This is a genomic window from Sulfitobacter sp. 1A15106 (genome assembly GCF_043556995.1).
Taxonomy (GTDB): Bacteria; Pseudomonadota; Alphaproteobacteria; order Rhodobacterales; family Rhodobacteraceae; genus Sulfitobacter; species Sulfitobacter faviae.
In genome coordinates, this window is sequence record NZ_JBIFFM010000008.1 from 76,754 (window position 1) to 93,928 (window position 17,175).

Below are 17,175 nucleotides of genomic sequence, written 5' to 3' on the forward strand. Positions count from 1 at the left end.
AGGGACTTATGGATCTGGGTGTCATCGGGAATTGCGCGGTTGCGGCGCTGGTCAGCCGCGAAGGGGCGATCAACTGGTTCTGCCTGCCGCGTTTCGACGGCGATCCGGTCTTTCACAGCCTGATGGGCCATGGCGCGGGCGAAGAGGGCGACGGGGAATTTGCCGTCGAACTCGAAGATATGACCGAGAGCGCGCAGAGCTATCTGCCCAATACCGCGATCCTGCGCACCGTGTTGCGCAGCCCAAAAGGCGCGGTCGAGATTGTCGACTTCTGCCCCCGTTTCACCGCCTATGGCCGCAGCTTTCGCCCGCAGATGCTGGTACGGCAGGTGCGGCGTATCGAAGGCTCTCCCCGTGTGCGGATGCGCCTGAAGCCGCGCTTTCAATGGGGGGAAGTGGCCCCGACCCTCACCCGCGGCTCCAACCATGTGCGTTTCGTCGGGCCAGAGCAGAACATGCGCCTGACCACCGACGCGCCGATTGATCATGTGCTCGACGGGCGGATGATCAACCTCGAAGGTGAGATGACCTTCATCCTTGGCCCCGATGAGACCCTGTCAGACAGCCCTGAGCAGATCGGCACCACCTTTCGCACCAAGACGACCCGCTATTGGCAGCGCTGGACCCAGCGTTTGGCGATCCCTTTCGAGTGGCAGGAGGCCGTCATCCGCGCCGCGATCACGTTGAAACTGTGCAGCTATGAGGCCACGGGCGGGGTGATCGCCGCGATCACCACCTCCCTGCCCGAGGCGCCGGATTCAGGGCGCAACTGGGATTACCGCTATTGCTGGGTGCGCGATGCGTTTTTCACCGTGCGCGCGCTCAACAGCCTCGCCGCGACCCGCACGTTGGAGCATTATTTCCAATGGCTGATGAACGCTGTGGCCGATGCCGAGGGCGGGCATATCCAGCCGGTGCTGGGGCTGGGGCTAGAGACGGCGCTGACCGAACGTATCTCGCCCAGTCTACAGGGGTTCCGTGGCATGGGGCCGGTGCGGATCGGCAATCAGGCGCATGAGCATTTCCAGCATGACACCTATGGCAATATCATCCTCGGCGCCGCTCCGGCGTTTTTCGATCACCGGCTGCCGATGAACACAGGGCGCACCGCCTATGAGCAGTTGGAGCCCCTCGGCGAACAGGCGTGGGAGCTGCACGACCAGCCCGATGCGGGCATTTGGGAATTGCGCAGCCGCGCGCGGATTCACACCTCGTCGTCCCTGATGTGCTGGGCCGCCTGCGACCGTCTGGCCAAAATTGCGCGGCATCTGGACTTGGACGAGCGCGCCGCTCTTTGGGCCGAGCGGGCCGAGGTGATCCGCGACAAGATCCTCGACAACGCATGGTCCGAGGAACGCGGCGCCTTTGTCGAAAGCTTTGGCGGCAGCACCCTCGACGCGAGCGTTTTGCTGATGGGCGAGGTCGGCTTTCTGCCGCCGAAAGACCCGCGATTCATCGCCACGGTCGAACGTCTATCCGAAGTGCTGGGCCGCGGCCCCTTCATGCTGCGTTACGAAGAGGCCGACGATTTCGGCGTGCCGGAGGTGGGCTTTAACGTCTGCGCCTTCTGGCGCATCGACGCGCTGGCACGGATTGGCCGCGAAGAGGAAGCACGCAAACTGTTCGAAGAGTTGCTGGAGGCCCGCAACCACCTTGGCCTGATGTCCGAAGACACTGCCTTTGCCACTGGTGAGGGCTGGGGCAACTTCCCGCAGACCTACTCCATGGTGGGCATCATCAACGGCGCCATGCGCCTGTCGCGCCGGTGGGAGGCCGAGCTTTAACGCGCAAGCAGCAGCCGCAGCCCCAAAAGCCCCAGCACAGCCGAGGCAATGCGGTCGAAATAGACCTTCGCGCGCAGGTAGCCTTGGCTGACGGCGGGGCGGCTCATGCCGAAGGCCAATGCGGTGTAGAAGGCCAGTTCGATGATCAGGTGATTGGCGACGATCAAGAGGTTCTCGCTCAGCCGCATCCCCTCGGGGAAGATGACGACCAGCACCGCGGCGGCGAAAAGCACCGATTTCGGGTTCAGGATGTTGATCATCAGCCCCTGCCGGAAGGCATGGCGGGCGGGTGTCACCGTGCTGGTCACCGGTGCCCGCGCCCCGCGCCACATGCCGTAGGCCACATAGAGAAGATAGGCCGCGCCCACGGTTTTCACGATGGCATAGGCCCATGGGAAGGCGAGGAAGACAGCCTCCAACCCCAAGAGCGCGGCGAGGGTCCAGAACGACGCCACAAGGCCGAGGCAGCCCCCACGGCAACGCCCACCTGCCGCCCCGAACTCAGCGTTGTTTTCAGCGCGATCAGAAAGGCCGGGCCGGGGCTGAGGATTGACGCGATGAGCGCGATGTTGAAGGCAATGAGATGCGATAGTTCCATGGCGGCGGTCCCCTGTGACTGCGCCCAGCTAGGCGCGGTGCTGGCCCATGGTCAACTGGGATGCAGGCGACCGGGGCCGCTCGGTGCGTGTTCGGCCCTGCGACCGCTTAAAAAGCGGGCACCTCAGACGAAGGAGCGCACCGTGGCGATGGCCCCGTCGAGCGCCTTGCCTTCCGCATCCTGCAACGCCGCCTCGCGCAGCCGCGCGATCCACTCCGCCGCGTCGTCGCGCCCGCGCAGCAGGTCGGCGGCATCCATCACGCGGTCGAACTTGCCCAGACCCCGCGCATGGGTGTCGGAGTAGCCCTTGATCAGGCGGCGGCATTTCACCAGTTCCACGGCGAGGGCGTAGTCACTCTCCACCTCCGCAAGGCAGCGGCTGAGCCAGTCCTCCAGATGCGCGACCTCAAGGGCATGGCGATGGGTGCGCAGCCGGTAGCCCTTCAGGCCGCCGAGGAAATGCAACATCAGGAAGGCGGGCAGCCGGTCGGTACGCAACCGGCGGCCCTTGTCGAACCAGCGGTTCAGCCGGGCCATCCACGTCTCGCTCGCCTCCACCTTGGCGCCGAGCCGCGCGGGCATGAGCCCTGCGATCTCTTCCGCGCGGGGGTGGAAGTACTCGGTCAGTTGCAGCAGGTTCTCGTCGCCCGCGCGCATCTCTTGACGGATGTGCGACAGACGCGGGGCGCGGGTCTTGAGGTCCGCCACGCGAATGATGTCGTCATAGGCCATGGCATTGGCGATGTATTTCGCCGCCGCCGCCGAGAGCGCCCAGCCCTGCGCGGCGTCATCGCGGGCCAACACGGTATCGAGCCGGTCGAGATAGAGCGCGCCATAGGCGCAGTCTTGAAAGTTCACCACCTTGGCGAGCCCGGCGAGCGCGAGGTCACGCACCGGCTCAGGCAGACGGTCGGCCCGGTCCACCAGCGCGGCCCATTCGGCCTGCAACTTCTCCGGCCCGACAAGGCTGAACGGTTTGATCTCTTCCTCGGGCGCCTGCGGTGATTCGGGCAGCTTGCCCTGTGCCGCGTCAAAGCCCACAGCGAAGGCGCGCAGCGAGGGTTCGACCCCCTTGCCGCCGGCACGGATCGCATTCTCATAGGCCTCACGCGGGAACGGCAGCGCGCCTGAGCCTGCAAGCGCGCCGAAGAGCGAGGCCGAGATGACCGAGCCCGCGCCGACGGCCAGCCCTTCCATATCTTCGAGCACCAGTTTCTGCGCCGCGATCTCGGCCGCCGCGCGGACCTCATCGGCATCGGCAATGCCGTCGCCCGGCGCCATCTTCTCGCTCACCGCCAGCGCGCGGTGGGTCGAGCCGATCAGCGTCGTCCGGTCCGGCGTCACGAAACCGCGCATCACGGCGCGGCCCACTTCCATCATCTCGGCGGCGATCAGCACGTCCACGTCGCCCGCCGCCGGGGCCAGCGCGAAGACGGGGTCGAGCGCGCCCTTGGGGGCCATTTCGACGTAGTAGATCGTGGCCCCGGTGCGCTGCGCCACGCCGGCGACCGAGGTCGCCTGACAGACGTAGCCCTCGGCCCGGGCCATCGCCTCGATCCAGCCGGTGAGCACGCCGCCCCCCTGCCCGCCCACGGCCATGACGGCAAGCTTGATGATCTTCTCGACGCGCGCATCGGGCGTCTTTTGCGGCAGCACCATGTTCATGTCGCCACTCCTTCGTTGCGCAGCCGTTTCGCATCGCGTCGGTCTTGCAACCAGCGAATGATTTGGCCGGTCTTCTCGGCCCGCCAACGCTCGAACTTCGTCGGGTTGTGCACCACGTCGGCCTGATAGAAGGACGGGCAGAGGACGGCGGTATCCGCCACTTCGCCGCAGTTGCCGCAGCCTACGCAGGTCTGGTCGATATGCGCCACCGGGTCATCGCGCAGCGGATCGTCGAGCCGTTTCAGCGACAGCGACGGGCAGCCTGAGAGGCGGATACAGGCGTGATCGCCGGTGCAGACATCCGCATCGACGCCAAAGCGCGGCACCTCCATGCGGCGGCCGTCCCTAATCGCCTGATTGCGTTTCGGCTTCTCGCGGCGCTGCTTGTTGAGCATGCATTCCGAGGAGGCCACGATGACCTTCGGCCCCTTGTAATCGGTGGTCAGCGCCTCGCGCAGAACCTCGCGCAGCTTGCCCACGTCATAGGTCCGGTCGATCTGGCGCACCCATTCCACGCCGACGCCCTTGAGCGCCTTGGAAATCGGGTTGTTCGTGCTTTTCGTGTCGTTATGCGCGCGCGAGGACATCACGTCCTGCCCGCCGGTGGCGGCGGAATAGTAATTGTCTACGATCACCGCGACGCTGTCGGACTTGTTGAACACCATGTTGCCGATCGAGGTCGACAGACCATTATGCCAAAAGCCCCCGTCGCCCAGGATCGAGATCACCCGCTTGTCGCCGCCGCCGTCAAAGGCCGCGTTGGAGGCGGGGCCGAGGCCATAGCCCATGGTCGAGCCGCCGATCTCGAAGGGCGGCAGGCAGCCGAAGAGATGGCAGCCGATGTCGCCGGTGATCTGGTGCTTGCCCAACTCCTGCTCGGTCAGTTTCATCGCCGCGAAGATCGGGCGTTCGGGGCAGCCGGTGCAGAAGCCCGGCGGGCGGATCGGCACGGTCTGCGTGAGATTCGGGATCGCGGGCGCCTCGGCGTTGGGCGAGCGCACCGCGCCGGGCAGCATCTCGGGCGCGGCGATCTTGAGGAAGGCCGTGAGGCCATCCAGCAGCACCTGCCCGGTATATTCCCCGGCCATCGGCAGCACATCCTTGCCGTGCAGCTTCACCCGGCGGTCGAGCTTGTAGAGGTAGGCGCCGAGTTGTTGCTCGATGTGGTCGGGCTGCCCTTCCTCGACCACCAGCACATGCTCCTTGCCCGCGCAGAATTCGTCGAACTCATCGCGCAAGAGCGGGTAGGTGACGTTCAATACGTAAAGCGGCACCTCGGTCTGGCCGTGTATGTCCGCGAGCCCGAGCCGCTGCAGCGCGCGGATCACCGAGTTGTACATGCCACCCTGCACCAAGATGCCCAAGGGCGCCTTCTCGGGGCCGAAGAATTCGTTGAGCTTGTTGTCGCGGATGAATGTCTCCGCGGCCGGCCAGCGGTTCTCGATCTTGTCCTTCTCGTGCAGGTAGGACATCGGCGGCAGCACCACGCGGTTGAAATCCGACTGCGGGTTCGCCGCCGCCTCGGCCACGGTAAGCGGCGGACGCTGGTTATCGCGGGTCTCGAAGCTGCCCGTGACGTGGCAGGACCGGATGCGCACCATCAGCATCACCGGCGTATTGCTGGCCTCGGAAAGTTCGAACCCGTCCTTCACCGCCTTCGTGATCGACGGCAGGTTCGGGCGCGGGTCCAGCATCCAGAACTGCGATTTCATCGCGAACCCGTGGCTGCGCTCCTGCATGATCGAGGAGCCTTCGCCGTAGTCCTCGCCCACGATCACCAGCGCCCCGCCGGTCACGCCCGAGGAGCTGAGGTTCGCGAGCGCGTCCGAGGCCACGTTCACCCCCACCGGACCCTTGAAGGTCACCGCCCCCCGGATCGGGTAGTGAACTGACGCGGCCAGCATCGCCGCCGCCGCGGCCTCGGAGGCGTTGGCCTCAAAGCGCACGCCCAGTTCGCCCATCAGTTCCTCGGCGTCGGCCAGCACGTCCATCAGGTGGCTGATCGGCGCGCCTTGATAGCCGCCGACATAGCCCACGCCGTTCTCCAAGAGCGCCTTGGTGATCGCAAGGATGCCCTCGCCGGTGAAGACGTCGCCGTCTCCCTTGCGCAGATATTCCACCTCTGCCTTGAACGAACGTTCGGCCATTGGACCCTCTTAAAAATCGTGTTTTCGGATGTTGCGCAGCATGGTCTGCAAGGTGGCCACGAAGGCCGCCTTCTCCTCGGGGCCGATGCCCTTGAACATCGTCTCATAGGCCTGCGCCATATGCGGCCAGAGACGCGCATAGGCCTCGCGCCCCTGATCGGTCAAGTAGACCCGCGTGGCGCGGCTGTCGTTGGCATCGGTCTCGCGCCGGACCAGCCCGTCGCGCACCAATGCGTCGAGCGCGCGGCTCAGCGTCGATTGCTGCACCACCGCGTAAACCGCCAACTCGCGGATCAGGATGCCGTCGGTCACCGACAGCACCGCGAGCGAGCGCATCTGCGGCGTGGTCAGGCCAAGTGCCGCCATCTCCGCCGACAGGGCGGCATTGTACCGCCCCATGATCCGGTTCATCAGATAGGGCGCGAAATTATCGAGCCCCATCCGATCCAGCGGCGCGTTCTCGGCCTCGGAAGGTGGTGTATCTGTCACCGATCAGCCCTTCGGCACCAGTGCCAGCGCCCGAATGGGGCTACCGGTGCCGTTCTTGATCTTCAACGGCGCGGCGATCAGGATCGCCCCCTTCGGCGGCAGTTTGTCGAGGTTGGCCAGTGACGCCAGACCAAAACAGTTGTTCTTATGCAGCAGGTTATGCGCCGGATAGGGCGGCTCCATTCCGCCCGCTTGCCCCGCATCGGTGCCGATGCACTGCGTGCCCCAGCCGACGATCTTCTTCTCCATCAGGTACTGGATCGCATCCGGGGTCGGCCCGGGGCTGTGCGGCCCGGTCTCATCGGCGTTAAGAAACCGCGCCTCGTCATCGACGCGCGCGTCCCAATCGGTGCGCATGACGACCCATTCGCCTTCGCCGATCTCGCCATACTCGGCTTCCCATTCCTTGATGCCCTTGGCATCGAGCAGGAAATCCGGGTCTTCCTGCGCCTGCTGCGAACAATCGATCACATTGACCGGGGCCACCAGACGCTGCACGTCGAGCGTATCAGTGAACCCGTCGTCGTAATCCTTGCCAGTGATCCAATGGTGCGGCGCGTCGAAATGCGTGCCCGAATGCTCACCCAGCACCATCCAGTTCCAAGCAAAGAAGGGGCCGTCCTCGTCGTATTCGCTGATCTTGTGAATCTCGACCTTCGGCGTCGGCTTGGCGAAATCAGCAGGCAGCTGCAGGATCGGCGTATCCGGCCCCAAGCCGCCCGAGCAATCGACGACCTCAACCCCGCCCGAAGCCAGCATCGCGCCGAAATCCCGCATTAAATCCGTAGCACTCATTTCAATTAATCTCCCTCAAATGGCGCACCCACTCCCGATGCGTTGTCCCTGCAAAGATGCTAGTCACATTTATATGCGTTTGCAATTATCTTCTTCGAAAGGCTTGCCCGGAACGCAAAAGGCCCGCCGCAAATGCGACGGGCCTGCCCAGCCGGGGAGAGGTGGCTAAGGAGATTAAGCGGCGTATTTCGCGACCGCCCCGCCCTGCTGGCTCCAATCGGCATACCATGTGCGGAAAAGCTTATACTGCGCCTCGGCATAGCCGCGCTGGCTGTCGGTCAGCGCGTCGGTCTCATTAAAATGCAACGCATATTCCGCATGGCCTTCGAGCACCATCAGATGCTTATAATAAAGCACGAGGTCCGGCCCTTCATCGAAGGAGGACAAAACACCAAGGGCCGCATCAAGCTCCTGCGCGCGCTGACGCGCCTCGGCATCGCCCGCCGCTGCAGCTTGGCTGAGGGCGACCAGATGCAACACTTCGCGCGGCAGCACATTGCCGATCCCGGTGATCGCGCCGGTGGCGCCGCAATTGACAAAACCGTGGAAGACGGTGGTATCCACGCCGATCATCAGCGTGACCTCATCATCCCGGCTGGTGATGTTCTCCGCCGCATAGCGCAGATCATCCGCGCCGCCGAACTCCTTGAAGCCGACAAGGTTGGAATGTTCGGCCCGCAGCGCAAAGAAGAGATCGGCCCGGGTGGCAAAACCGTAATAGGGGCTGTTGTAGATCACGGCGGGAAGCTCAGGCGCCGCCGAGAGAACCTTTTTGAAGTGGTCTTTCTGCGCGGCAACCGACGTGCCGCGCGACAGGATGCGGGGGATCAACATCAGTCCCTTGGCGCCGACCTTTTGCGCATGCGCCGCATGTTCGGCGGCCAGCTTCGTATTCACGGCCCCCGTGCCCACAACTACCGGCACGCCCGCTTCGACCAGACGTTCGACACCTTCCATCCGCTCTGCATCGGTCAGCAGCGGCCAATCACCCATGGACCCACAGTAAACCACCGCGCTCATCCCATCGGCGATCAGCTTTTTGCCCATACGCACCAAAGCGTCGAAGTCAGGTTTCCGGTCTTCGGTGCAGGGGGTCATCAGGGCCGGGATGCAGCCGGAAAAAATCGAAGGGGTCATATATCTCTCCATCATAGAAACCGGCCGCGATACCGCCGGGCTTGACTGTATCTTAGCTATTGTATTTTATTTGTCGACATAAAATCTGCACAGCCTCTATGACGGCCCGATAAAGGCGCATTTACCTATGGTTAAAGGTCGATATGCTGCCGCCGGTCTCGTGAAATCAGCGCCTGAATCTGCCGCACGATCTGATCCGCATGGGTCGCGGCCAAAGAATCTGCCAAGGCAATGTCGCGCGCCTCAATGGCCGCGATTAGATCCTCATGCTCTTGCACATACTCGCTGGGAAGCTGATCGTCGAAGGACTGGTAATACATCCGCAGCAACCGGCGCCCCTCATCCAACAGCCGCAGGCAAAGCGATTCGTAATAAGGGTTGCGCCCCGCCCGGGCGATCTCGGCATGGAACTCCCGGTTCGTCGCGATCATCGACAGCGCGTCCTGCGCCGACACGGCCTTGGCGAACTCCACCTGCCGCGCGCGAATATTGGCCATATCTGCCGGCGTATGAAACTGCGCCGCAAGACGCGTGGTGACACGGTACATCAAGGTCATCGCGTCAAAGAAGGTGTGCAGGTTCATGAAATCGATATTCGACACCACGGTCGACCGGTTGGGCAACGTGGTCACCAACCCCTCGCTCGCCAACCGCACCAAAGCCTCGCGGATCGGCGTACGCGACATCGACAGCCGCTCGGAAAGTCGAATCTCGTCGATCGGACTACCCGGCAAGAGGGTCAGATCGAGTATCTCATCGCGCAGGATGGAATAGACAAATTGCGCCCCGGACCCGCGCTTGCGTTCCGCCGTTTTAGGTTTGCTGGTCATGCGGGGATGCCGCCCTTTCGATGTTCATGGCTCCCCCTCGATAAAGCAACAAATCCCCCGCCCTACAATAGCGCTATCGCCCCTAGAGCGCGCCACCCCCTTCATTTCATCCTTTCTCAAATACCTTCCGCACTCTCCCCAAACGCCACCCCGCGCCAACCGCCCACCCAACCGCCCCAACAGATCGCCTAAAAAACGGGCATTACCGCCGATATATCAGGCACAATTCGCGCCAAAAGACTGACCTAGAAAGGCTTTTTCAAAAACTGTAATCCCCGGATTGACAGCGCGAAAGCTGCAACCGCATACTCGACCAATCTGATATTGGTTCAAGAAAGCGGTCCATTGCCCAGCCCCGACACCGGTCCCGACAAGGTTTTGCTCGAAGTGCGTGACTTCAGCCTGCGCTTTCGCGGCGCGCCGAGCGACCAGATCAACCATGTGAATTTCACCGTCCACCCAGGCAAGACGCTCTGCGTCGTCGGGGAAAGCGGTTGCGGGAAAAGCGTGACCTCGCTGGCGATGATGGGGCTGCTGCCGGCCGGTGCGGCGACGATCCGCTCGGGCGAGATGGTTTTCGAAGGCCAGAAGCTCGACCTTGCCGACCACACCGCCATGCGCAAGCTGCGCGGCAGTCGGATGACGATGATTTTCCAAGAGCCGATGACCTCGCTCAACCCCGCCTTCCGCATCGGCGACCAGATCACCGAAGCCGTGCTCGCCCATAGCGACGCCAGCAAATCCGAGGCTGAGGACAAAGCGCTGGCGATCCTCAAGCGGGTCGGCATTCCGGCGGCGGAGAAGCGGATGCGCGACTACCCGCATCAACTTTCCGGCGGCATGCGCCAGCGGGTGATGATCGCCATGGCCTTGGTCAACGACCCGGCACTCTTGATCGCGGATGAGCCGACGACCGCCCTCGACGTGACCATTCAGGCGCAGATCCTTGAGCTGATCCGCGACCTTCAGGCCGAGACCGATATGGGCACGATCATGATCACCCATGACCTTGGTGTGGTGGCCGAAATCGCGGATACCGTCGCCGTCATGTACGCGGGCACGATCGTCGAAACCGGCCCTGCGGAACGCATCTTTAGCGACCCACAGCATCCCTACACGATCGGCCTCATGTCCTCGATCCCGCAGCTCAGCGGTCCGCGCGGACGCTTGGCGACCGTGCCGGGCATGGTGCCGACAACGCAGAACATGCCCCAAGGCTGCCGTTTTGCCACGCGCTGCCCCTTCGCCCAGCCCATCTGCGCGCAGGAGCCACCGCTTGCACCGCTGGAGGGGGGCCATGCCGTGGCCTGTCATTTCGCCCCCCTGGAAACACATCTGGAGCAGAGCGCATGAGTGACACGATCCTAACAGCGCGCGGGCTGAAGAAACATTTCAAAACCTCGGGCGGCGGATTGGCCAAAGGGGCCACGGTCAAGGCGGTCGATGACGTTTCCTTTGACGTGCGCCGGGGCGAGACTTTTGCCATCGTCGGCGAATCCGGCTGCGGCAAATCGACCCTCGCGCGGCTCCTGATGCGCTTGCTGACCCCGACCGAGGGCGATGTGCAGTTCGACGGCGCGGATGTGCGCAGCCTTTCGGGGCGCGATCTGACCGCCCTGCGCCGGGACATGCAGTTCATCTTTCAAGACCCTTTCTCATCGCTCAATCCGCGTATGAGCGTCGGCAAGCTGGTCGGTGAGCCGCTGGAGACCCATTTCCCCCAGATGTCCGCTGCCGAGCGGCGCGGCAAAGTGGCCGAACTGCTGGCCAAGGTCGGTTTGCGCCCCGAACATGCCGAACGCTACCCGCATGAATTCTCAGGCGGTCAACGTCAGCGGATCGGGATCGCGCGGGCACTGGCCTCGGCCCCGAGACTGGTGATCGGGGATGAGCCGGTCTCGGCCCTCGACGTCTCGGTGCAGGCGCAGGTGATCAACCTGCTTGGCGATCTACGCGATGAGTTGGGGCTCACCTTGGTCATCATCGCCCATGACCTCGCCGTGATCCGCCATATGAGCGACCGCGTGGCGGTGATGTATCTGGGGCAAATTGTCGAACAGGGCGATGTCGACACGGTCTATAACCACCCGCGCCACCCTTATACCCGCGCGCTCTTATCGGCCATTCCGGTGGCCGCCCATGGCGCGCGCACGCCACAGACAGCGCTTGAGGGCGAGATGCCCAGCCCGGCGAACCCGCCCGCAGGCTGTCGCTTCCACACCCGCTGCCCCTTTGCCAAAGAACGCTGCGCGAGCGAGCCGCCCTCATTGCGGGAGACCCGCGCGGGCGAGGGCCATGTCGCCGCCTGCCATTACTTCGAAGAGATCGCCGCCGCCACGCCGGACCTCGGCCTTGCCGATGCGCCCGAACGTGCCCCCGGGGCCGCCGCGCGCTTTGCGCTTTACCAAGACGCCATGCGGGACCGGACCACGCTCCGCCCCCGCCAAAACCAAGAATAACAGGCTGAACCAGACCCATTGAAACGACAGGAGAGTTCGACATGACACTGACCAAAATGACACTCGCCGCTGCATTGCTGGGGGCCACAACCCTCGGCGCGCAGGCGGCTGACCTGCGCATCGCGCTGCAATCCGATGCCGATGTGCTGGACCCCGACCAGTCGCGCACCTTCGTGGGCCGCATCGTCTACGCGTCGCTCTGCGACAAGCTGGTGGACATTACGCCAGACCTCGAAATCATCCCGCAGCTGGCGACCGAATGGTCCTTTTCCGAAGACGGCAAACAGCTGACCATGAAACTGCGCGACGATGCGGTCTTCCACGATGGAACGCCCTTTGATGCCGAGGCCGTGGCCGCCAACATCGACCGCAGCCAGAACATGGAGACTTCGCGCCGCAAGTCCGAGCTTTCCTCCATCACCGGCGTCGAAGTGCTGGGCAGCCATGAGATCCGCTTTGATCTGGCCGATGCCGATGCCACGCTGATGGCGCAATTCGCCGACCGCGCAGGCATGATGGTCTCCCCCACCGCTGCCGAGGCTGCAGGCGATGACTTTGGCCTGAACCCGGTCTGCTCCGGCCCCTACCAGTTCAAAGAGCGTGTGGCCCAAGACCGTATCGTGCTTGAGAAATTTGCCGACTATTACGATGCCGAGGAATACCACTTCGACACCGTCACCTATCTGCCGATCCCCGACACCACCGTGCGTCTGGCGAACCTGCAATCGGGTGACATCGACATGCTGGAGCGTCTGGCTGCGACCGACCTTGCGCAGGCCGAAGGTGACGACAGCATCAATGTCGAAAGCGCCGTGTCGCTTGGCTATCAGGGCATCACGATCAACGTGGCCAATGGCGAAAAGGGCGACAACCCTTGGGGCAACGACAAACGTCTGCGTCAGGCGCTGAGCTATGCGATCGACCGCGAAGCGATCAATCAGGTCGTCTTCAACGGTGCCTTCGCCGCGGGCAACCAGCCTTTCCCGCCAAACTCGCCTTGGTACAGCACCGACTATCCCGTGCCTGAGCGTGACGTGGAAAAGGCCAAGGAACTGCTGGCCGAAGCGGGCTTTGCCGATGGCATCGACCTTGAGGTGCAGGTGCCCAACACCACGATCCCGCTGCAACTGATGCAGGTCGTGCAGTCCATGGCTGCCGAGGCGGGGATCAACATCTCGATCACCTCCAAGGAATTCGCGACGCTGCTGGCCGACCAGTCGGCGGGTGACTATCAGGCGAGCCAGATCGGCTGGTCGGGCCGTGTGGACCCCGATGGCAACATCCACCAGTTCATGACCACCGAAGGCGGGATCAACGATTCCAAATATTCGAACCCGGAAGTGGATGAACTGCTCGACAAGGCGCGCAAGTCCAACGACCAAGACGTGCGCCGCGAGAGCTATACCGCTGCCCGCGCGATCCTGAACGAAGAGATGCCGATCGTGTACCTCTACCACCAGACATGGATCTGGGCGCTGGATTCCGACATCACCGGTTTCACCCCATATCCTGACGGCATGATCCGCCTTGCGGGCATGAAAAAAGAAGAAGGCTAACCCTTCTGCATCCGCACCGCCGGGCCGGTCCCGGCGGTGCCCCTCCCCTGAGCGAGACGTTTCAAAATGCTGTCCTTCATCCTGCGCCGTCTGGTGATCGCGATCCCGACGATCATCCTGATCTCGGTCTTTGTCTTCACCTTGCAAAAGCTGCTGCCGGGCGACCCGGTGCTGGCCATGGCCGGCGAAGAACGCGACCCGCAGGTGCTGGAGTTCCTGCGCGAGAAATACCGCCTGAACGATCCTATTCCGGTGCAATATTTCACTTGGATCGGCAATGCGCTGACCGGTGACTTGGGCATTTCGCTGCGCACCAACCAGCCGGTGCTGGAACTCATCGGAGAGAAACTGCCCGTGACCATCCAACTGGCCACGATGGCGATGATTTTTGCCCTGTTGATCGGCGTGCCTGCGGGCATCTTCTCTGCCGTCAAGAAGGGCACCGTGACCGATTATGTGGCCAATGTCGTGGCGCTCTCGGGCCTGTCGATCCCGAACTTCTGGCTGGGCATCATGCTGATCCTGCTGGTCTCGGTGAAATGGAAACTGCTGCCCGCCTCGGGCTATGTGCCGCTGAGCGAAGACCCCATCCGCTCCATCACCGTGATGATCATGCCCGCCTTCGTGCTGGGTACGGCGCTGGCCGCGACGTTGATGCGCCATACCCGGTCGGCCATGCTGAGCGTGCTCAGCAGCGACTACGTCCGCACCGCCCGCGCCAAGGGTCTGGTCGAGCGGCGGGTGATCCTGAAACACGCCTTTCGCAACGCGCTGACGCCGATCGTCACCCTAACCGCCCTGCTTTTTGGTGAGCTGATCGCGGGCGCGGTGCTGACCGAACAGATTTTCACCATCCCCGGCTTTGGCAAGCTGGTGGTCGATGCCGTGTTCAACCGCGATTACGCCGTGGTCCAAGGCATCGTCCTCGTCACCGCCGTTGGCTTCATCTTCATGAACCTGCTTGCCGATGTCGCCTATGTGCTGCTGAACCCCCGCCTGAGGAAGCAATAATGGCTCAACCTGCCACCCCCATCACCATCGACGCCGAAAGCGCCGCCGATCCGGTCCTCTCCGCCCGTCCGGAAAACCGGGTTTGGAAGAAGTTCCGCACCCATCGCAGCGCCATGCTGGGCGGCGTGCTGGTGGTCTTCTTCTGCGCCATCGCGCTTTTGGCCCCGCTGCTGCCGATCCCCGACCCCGCCGCCACCGATTGGGGCGCGGTGCGCAAGGGCCCTTCGGCAGCCCATTGGATGGGCACCGATGAGTTGGGCCGCGATGTGTTGAGCCGTCTGGTCTGGGGCGCGCAGGCCTCCCTGCTGGCCGGGGTTGTCTCGGTCGCCATCGCCCTTGGCCTTGGCGTGCCTTTGGGCATCGTTGCAGGCTATTTCGGGGGCTGGACCGACGCGGTAATCTCGCGTTGCACCGAGGCGCTTCTGGCCGCGCCCTTCCTGATCCTCGCCATCGCGCTTGCGGCCTTCCTCGGGCCGAGCCTGACAAATGCGATGATCGCCATCGGCATCTCGGCCACGCCGATCTTCATCCGCCTGACCCGCGGTCAGGTGCTGAGCGTTGCCGCCGAGGATTACGTTGAAAGCGCCCGCGCCATTGGCCTGAGCACGCCACGCATCCTGCGCCGCTATATCTTCCCCAACGTGCTGCCGCCCGTGTTGGTGCAGGCCACACTGACCGTCGCCACCGCCATCATCGCCGAGGCGTCGCTCTCCTTCCTTGGCCTTGGCCAGCAGCCGCCCGCGCCCTCTTGGGGGTCGATGCTGAACACGGCGAAGAACTTCCTCAATCAGGCGCCTTGGATGGCGCTTTGGCCCGGCATCGCGATCTTCATGGTCGTGCTTGGCTTCAACCTTCTGGGCGACGGGCTGCGCGACGCGCTCGACCCACGCGAACACTGACCGGAGACGACATGACCCCCTTCACCACCCGCCCCGAGATCCGCGGCTCCTTTGGTGTCACCACTTCGACCCATTGGATCGCCTCGACCGTGGGGTTCGGCATCCTTGAAAAAGGTGGCAACGCCTTTGACGCCGCTGTCGCCGCGGGCTTTGTCCTGCAAGTGGTCGAGCCGCATTTGAACGGCCCGGCGGGCGACCTGCCGATCATCTTTCACGACGCGGAGAAACAGGCGACCAAGGTTGTCTGCGCTCAAGGGGTCAGCCCCGCCGCCGCCAAGCTGGAGCATTTCGAGGCATTGGGCCTTAAGCTGATCCCCGGTTCGGGTCTTCTCTCCACCGTGGTGCCCGGTGCCTTTGACGGCTGGATGCTGATGCTGCGCGACCATGGCACCATGGGTCTGCGCGAGGTGATGCAACCGGCGATCGACTATGCCCGCGACGGGCATCCGGTGCTGCCGCGCGTGTCGAACACCATCAAGGGGCTGGCCGAATATTTCTCCGCCGAATGGCCCAGCTCCGCCGCGGTCTGGACGCCCGGCGGCGCAGCGCCTGAGCCAAACGCCAACTTCAAGAACCCCGATCTGGCCGCGACCTATGAGCGCTTGGTCAGCGAGGCCGAAGCCACAGGCGAAAACCGCAGCGCACAGATCGAAGCGGCGCGCAAAATCTGGTCCGAAGGTTTCGTGGCAGATGCGATTTTCGACTACCTCGAAGACGCCTGCGTGCATGACGTGTCCGAGCAAAAGAACAGCGCCCTTCTGGCGCGCGAGGACATGGCCAAGTGGCAGGCCAGCTATGAGGACACGCTGACCTACGAATACCACGGCTGGACGGTGCATAAGACCCACGCATGGTCGCAAGGGCCGGTGTTCTTGCAGACCCTCGCGATCCTCAAACATTTCGATCTTGCCGCGATGGACCCGATGGGCGCCTCCTTTACCCATACGGTGATCGAGGCGATGAAACTCGCCTATGCCGACCGCGAGGCCTATTACGGTGACCCCGAGCAGAGCATCATCCCGATGGAAGAACTGCTTTCCGACGCCTATAACGCGGAACGCGCGAAGCTGGTGAACGGCAAGGCATCGCTTGAGCAGCGCCCCGGCGTGATCGCGGGGTTGGAGCATCTGGCCGAGCGCTATATCGAACGCGCGGCCCGGGATTTCGGCGTTCAGAACGCCGCCCCGCAAGAGCCGACGATGGCGCATCTGACCGAGAAACGCGGCGATACCGTGCATCTCGATGTGATCGACCGCTGGGGCAATATGGTCTCGGCCACGCCCTCGGGCGGGTGGTTGCAGAGCAATCCGGTGGTGCCGGGGCTTGGTTTTCCGTTGAACTCCCGCGCGCAGATGTTCTGGCTTGAGCGGGGTTTGCCCACCTCCCTCGCCCCCGGACGGCGTCCGCGCACCACGCTGACCCCCTCTTTTGCCCAACATGCCGATGGGCGGCAGTTGGTCTTTGGCACGCCGGGCGGCGACCAGCAGGACCAATGGCAGCTGATCTGGTTCCTGCGTTTCGTGCACCACGGCCTCGACCTGCAAGAGGGGATGGACGCGCCGCTGTTCCACACGCTGCACTTCCAAAGCAGTTTCTTCCCCCGCCAAGCCCTGCCCGGCGAGATGATGATCGAGCCCAATGTCGGCCCCGCAGTGATCGACGCGCTGCGCGCCCGGGGGCATATCGTTACCGTGGCCGAGCCGTGGTCGGTGGGCCGAATGACCGCCGCGCTGCGCAATCCCGATGGCAGCCTTCACGCCGCCGCGACCCCCCGCCTGATGCAGGCCTATGCCGTAGGACGCTGA

The 17,175-nt window shown here is 63.7% G+C and carries 14 protein-coding genes; 7 read left to right on the forward strand and 7 right to left on the reverse strand.

From position 1 onward, the window contains the following. Positions 1 to 8: 8 nt before the first annotated feature. The gene (locus ACGYKA_RS13505) at positions 9 to 1,784 is read left to right on the forward strand and encodes a glycoside hydrolase family 15 protein (RefSeq protein WP_394412960.1); all 1,776 of its coding nucleotides are present in this window, start codon (positions 9 to 11) and stop codon (positions 1,782 to 1,784) included. On the opposite strand, the gene ACGYKA_RS13510 is transcribed toward ACGYKA_RS13505, so the two are convergent. From ACGYKA_RS13510 to ACGYKA_RS13540, 7 genes are all read right to left on the reverse strand, one after another. Then, positions 1,781 to 2,239, reverse strand: a complete 459-nt coding sequence (locus ACGYKA_RS13510; protein WP_394412962.1) for a LysE family translocator — start codon at positions 2,237 to 2,239, stop codon at positions 1,781 to 1,783. The two genes, ACGYKA_RS13505 and ACGYKA_RS13510, sit on opposite strands and share 4 nt — an antisense overlap. A 266-nt stretch (positions 2,240 to 2,505) precedes the next feature. Next, positions 2,506 to 4,047 (reverse strand): indolepyruvate oxidoreductase subunit beta family protein, encoded by a 1,542-nt coding sequence (locus ACGYKA_RS13515; protein WP_271690244.1) that lies wholly within the window; start codon positions 4,045 to 4,047, stop codon positions 2,506 to 2,508. Next, positions 4,044 to 6,194, reverse strand: coding sequence for a thiamine pyrophosphate-dependent enzyme (locus tag ACGYKA_RS13520; RefSeq protein ID WP_394412965.1), 2,151 nt, complete (start codon positions 6,192 to 6,194; stop codon positions 4,044 to 4,046). The genes ACGYKA_RS13515 and ACGYKA_RS13520 overlap by 4 nt, the downstream gene beginning before the upstream one ends. 9 nt (positions 6,195 to 6,203) lie before the next feature. Continuing rightward, entirely contained in the window at positions 6,204 to 6,683 is a 480-nt protein-coding gene (locus ACGYKA_RS13525; protein WP_394412968.1) for a MarR family winged helix-turn-helix transcriptional regulator, read from the reverse strand. A 3-nt stretch (positions 6,684 to 6,686) separates the two neighbouring features. Beyond that, positions 6,687 to 7,478 (reverse strand): cyclase family protein, encoded by a 792-nt coding sequence (locus ACGYKA_RS13530; RefSeq protein WP_394412970.1) that lies wholly within the window; start codon positions 7,476 to 7,478, stop codon positions 6,687 to 6,689. Between the two features lie 174 nt (positions 7,479 to 7,652). After that, complete coding sequence (locus ACGYKA_RS13535; protein WP_209219179.1) at positions 7,653 to 8,615, reverse strand: dihydrodipicolinate synthase family protein; 963 nt, start codon at positions 8,613 to 8,615, stop codon at positions 7,653 to 7,655. A gap of 131 nt (positions 8,616 to 8,746) precedes the next feature. Beyond that, positions 8,747 to 9,445: a GntR family transcriptional regulator gene (locus ACGYKA_RS13540; RefSeq protein ID WP_271690248.1), complete on the reverse strand. Its 699-nt coding sequence runs from the start codon at positions 9,443 to 9,445 to the stop codon at positions 8,747 to 8,749. Between the two features lie 345 nt (positions 9,446 to 9,790). Here ACGYKA_RS13540 and ACGYKA_RS13545 point away from each other — a divergent pair, with 345 nt between their 5' ends. The 6 genes from ACGYKA_RS13545 to ACGYKA_RS13570 all read left to right on the forward strand — a co-directional run bounded on the left by ACGYKA_RS13545 (position 9,791) and on the right by ACGYKA_RS13570 (position 17,175). Next, a complete protein-coding gene (locus ACGYKA_RS13545; protein ID WP_394412973.1) occupies positions 9,791 to 10,798 on the forward strand; it encodes an ABC transporter ATP-binding protein in 1,008 nt (335 codons plus the stop codon). Further along, complete coding sequence (locus ACGYKA_RS13550) at positions 10,795 to 11,904, forward strand: ABC transporter ATP-binding protein (RefSeq protein ID WP_394412976.1); 1,110 nt, start codon at positions 10,795 to 10,797, stop codon at positions 11,902 to 11,904. Before ACGYKA_RS13545 ends, ACGYKA_RS13550 begins: the two co-directional genes overlap by 4 nt. Before the next feature lie 41 nt (positions 11,905 to 11,945). Beyond that, positions 11,946 to 13,460, forward strand: a complete 1,515-nt coding sequence (locus tag ACGYKA_RS13555; RefSeq protein WP_271693902.1) for an ABC transporter substrate-binding protein — start codon at positions 11,946 to 11,948, stop codon at positions 13,458 to 13,460. 66 nt (positions 13,461 to 13,526) lie between these two features. Next, positions 13,527 to 14,471 (forward strand): ABC transporter permease, encoded by a 945-nt coding sequence (locus ACGYKA_RS13560; protein ID WP_067264018.1) that lies wholly within the window; start codon positions 13,527 to 13,529, stop codon positions 14,469 to 14,471. Beyond that, entirely contained in the window at positions 14,471 to 15,370 is a 900-nt protein-coding gene (locus ACGYKA_RS13565; protein WP_209219184.1) for an ABC transporter permease, read from the forward strand. The genes ACGYKA_RS13560 and ACGYKA_RS13565 overlap by 1 nt, the downstream gene beginning before the upstream one ends. 11 nt (positions 15,371 to 15,381) lie before the next feature. After that, a complete protein-coding gene (locus ACGYKA_RS13570; RefSeq protein WP_394412979.1) occupies positions 15,382 to 17,175 on the forward strand; it encodes a gamma-glutamyltransferase family protein in 1,794 nt (597 codons plus the stop codon).

Excerpts from the sequence above, each read along its gene's own strand:
- ACGYKA_RS13530 (WP_394412970.1), bottom strand. The coding sequence starts at position 7,478 with ATGAGTGCTACGGATTTAATGCGGGATTTCGGCGCGATGCTGGCTTCG.
- ACGYKA_RS13555 (WP_271693902.1), top strand. The coding sequence starts at position 11,946 with ATGACACTGACCAAAATGACACTCGCCGCTGCATTGCTGGGGGCCACA.
- ACGYKA_RS13560 (WP_067264018.1), top strand. The coding sequence starts at position 13,527 with ATGCTGTCCTTCATCCTGCGCCGTCTGGTGATCGCGATCCCGACGATC.
- ACGYKA_RS13565 (WP_209219184.1), top strand. The coding sequence starts at position 14,471 with ATGGCTCAACCTGCCACCCCCATCACCATCGACGCCGAAAGCGCCGCC.
- ACGYKA_RS13535 (WP_209219179.1), bottom strand. The coding sequence starts at position 8,615 with ATGACCCCTTCGATTTTTTCCGGCTGCATCCCGGCCCTGATGACCCCC.
- ACGYKA_RS13550 (WP_394412976.1), top strand. The coding sequence starts at position 10,795 with ATGAGTGACACGATCCTAACAGCGCGCGGGCTGAAGAAACATTTCAAA.
- ACGYKA_RS13515 (WP_271690244.1), bottom strand. The coding sequence starts at position 4,047 with ATGAACATGGTGCTGCCGCAAAAGACGCCCGATGCGCGCGTCGAGAAG.
- ACGYKA_RS13520 (WP_394412965.1), bottom strand. The coding sequence starts at position 6,194 with ATGGCCGAACGTTCGTTCAAGGCAGAGGTGGAATATCTGCGCAAGGGA.
- ACGYKA_RS13540 (WP_271690248.1), bottom strand. The coding sequence starts at position 9,445 with ATGACCAGCAAACCTAAAACGGCGGAACGCAAGCGCGGGTCCGGGGCG.
- ACGYKA_RS13505 (WP_394412960.1), top strand. The coding sequence starts at position 9 with ATGGATCTGGGTGTCATCGGGAATTGCGCGGTTGCGGCGCTGGTCAGC.
- ACGYKA_RS13570 (WP_394412979.1), top strand. The coding sequence starts at position 15,382 with ATGACCCCCTTCACCACCCGCCCCGAGATCCGCGGCTCCTTTGGTGTC.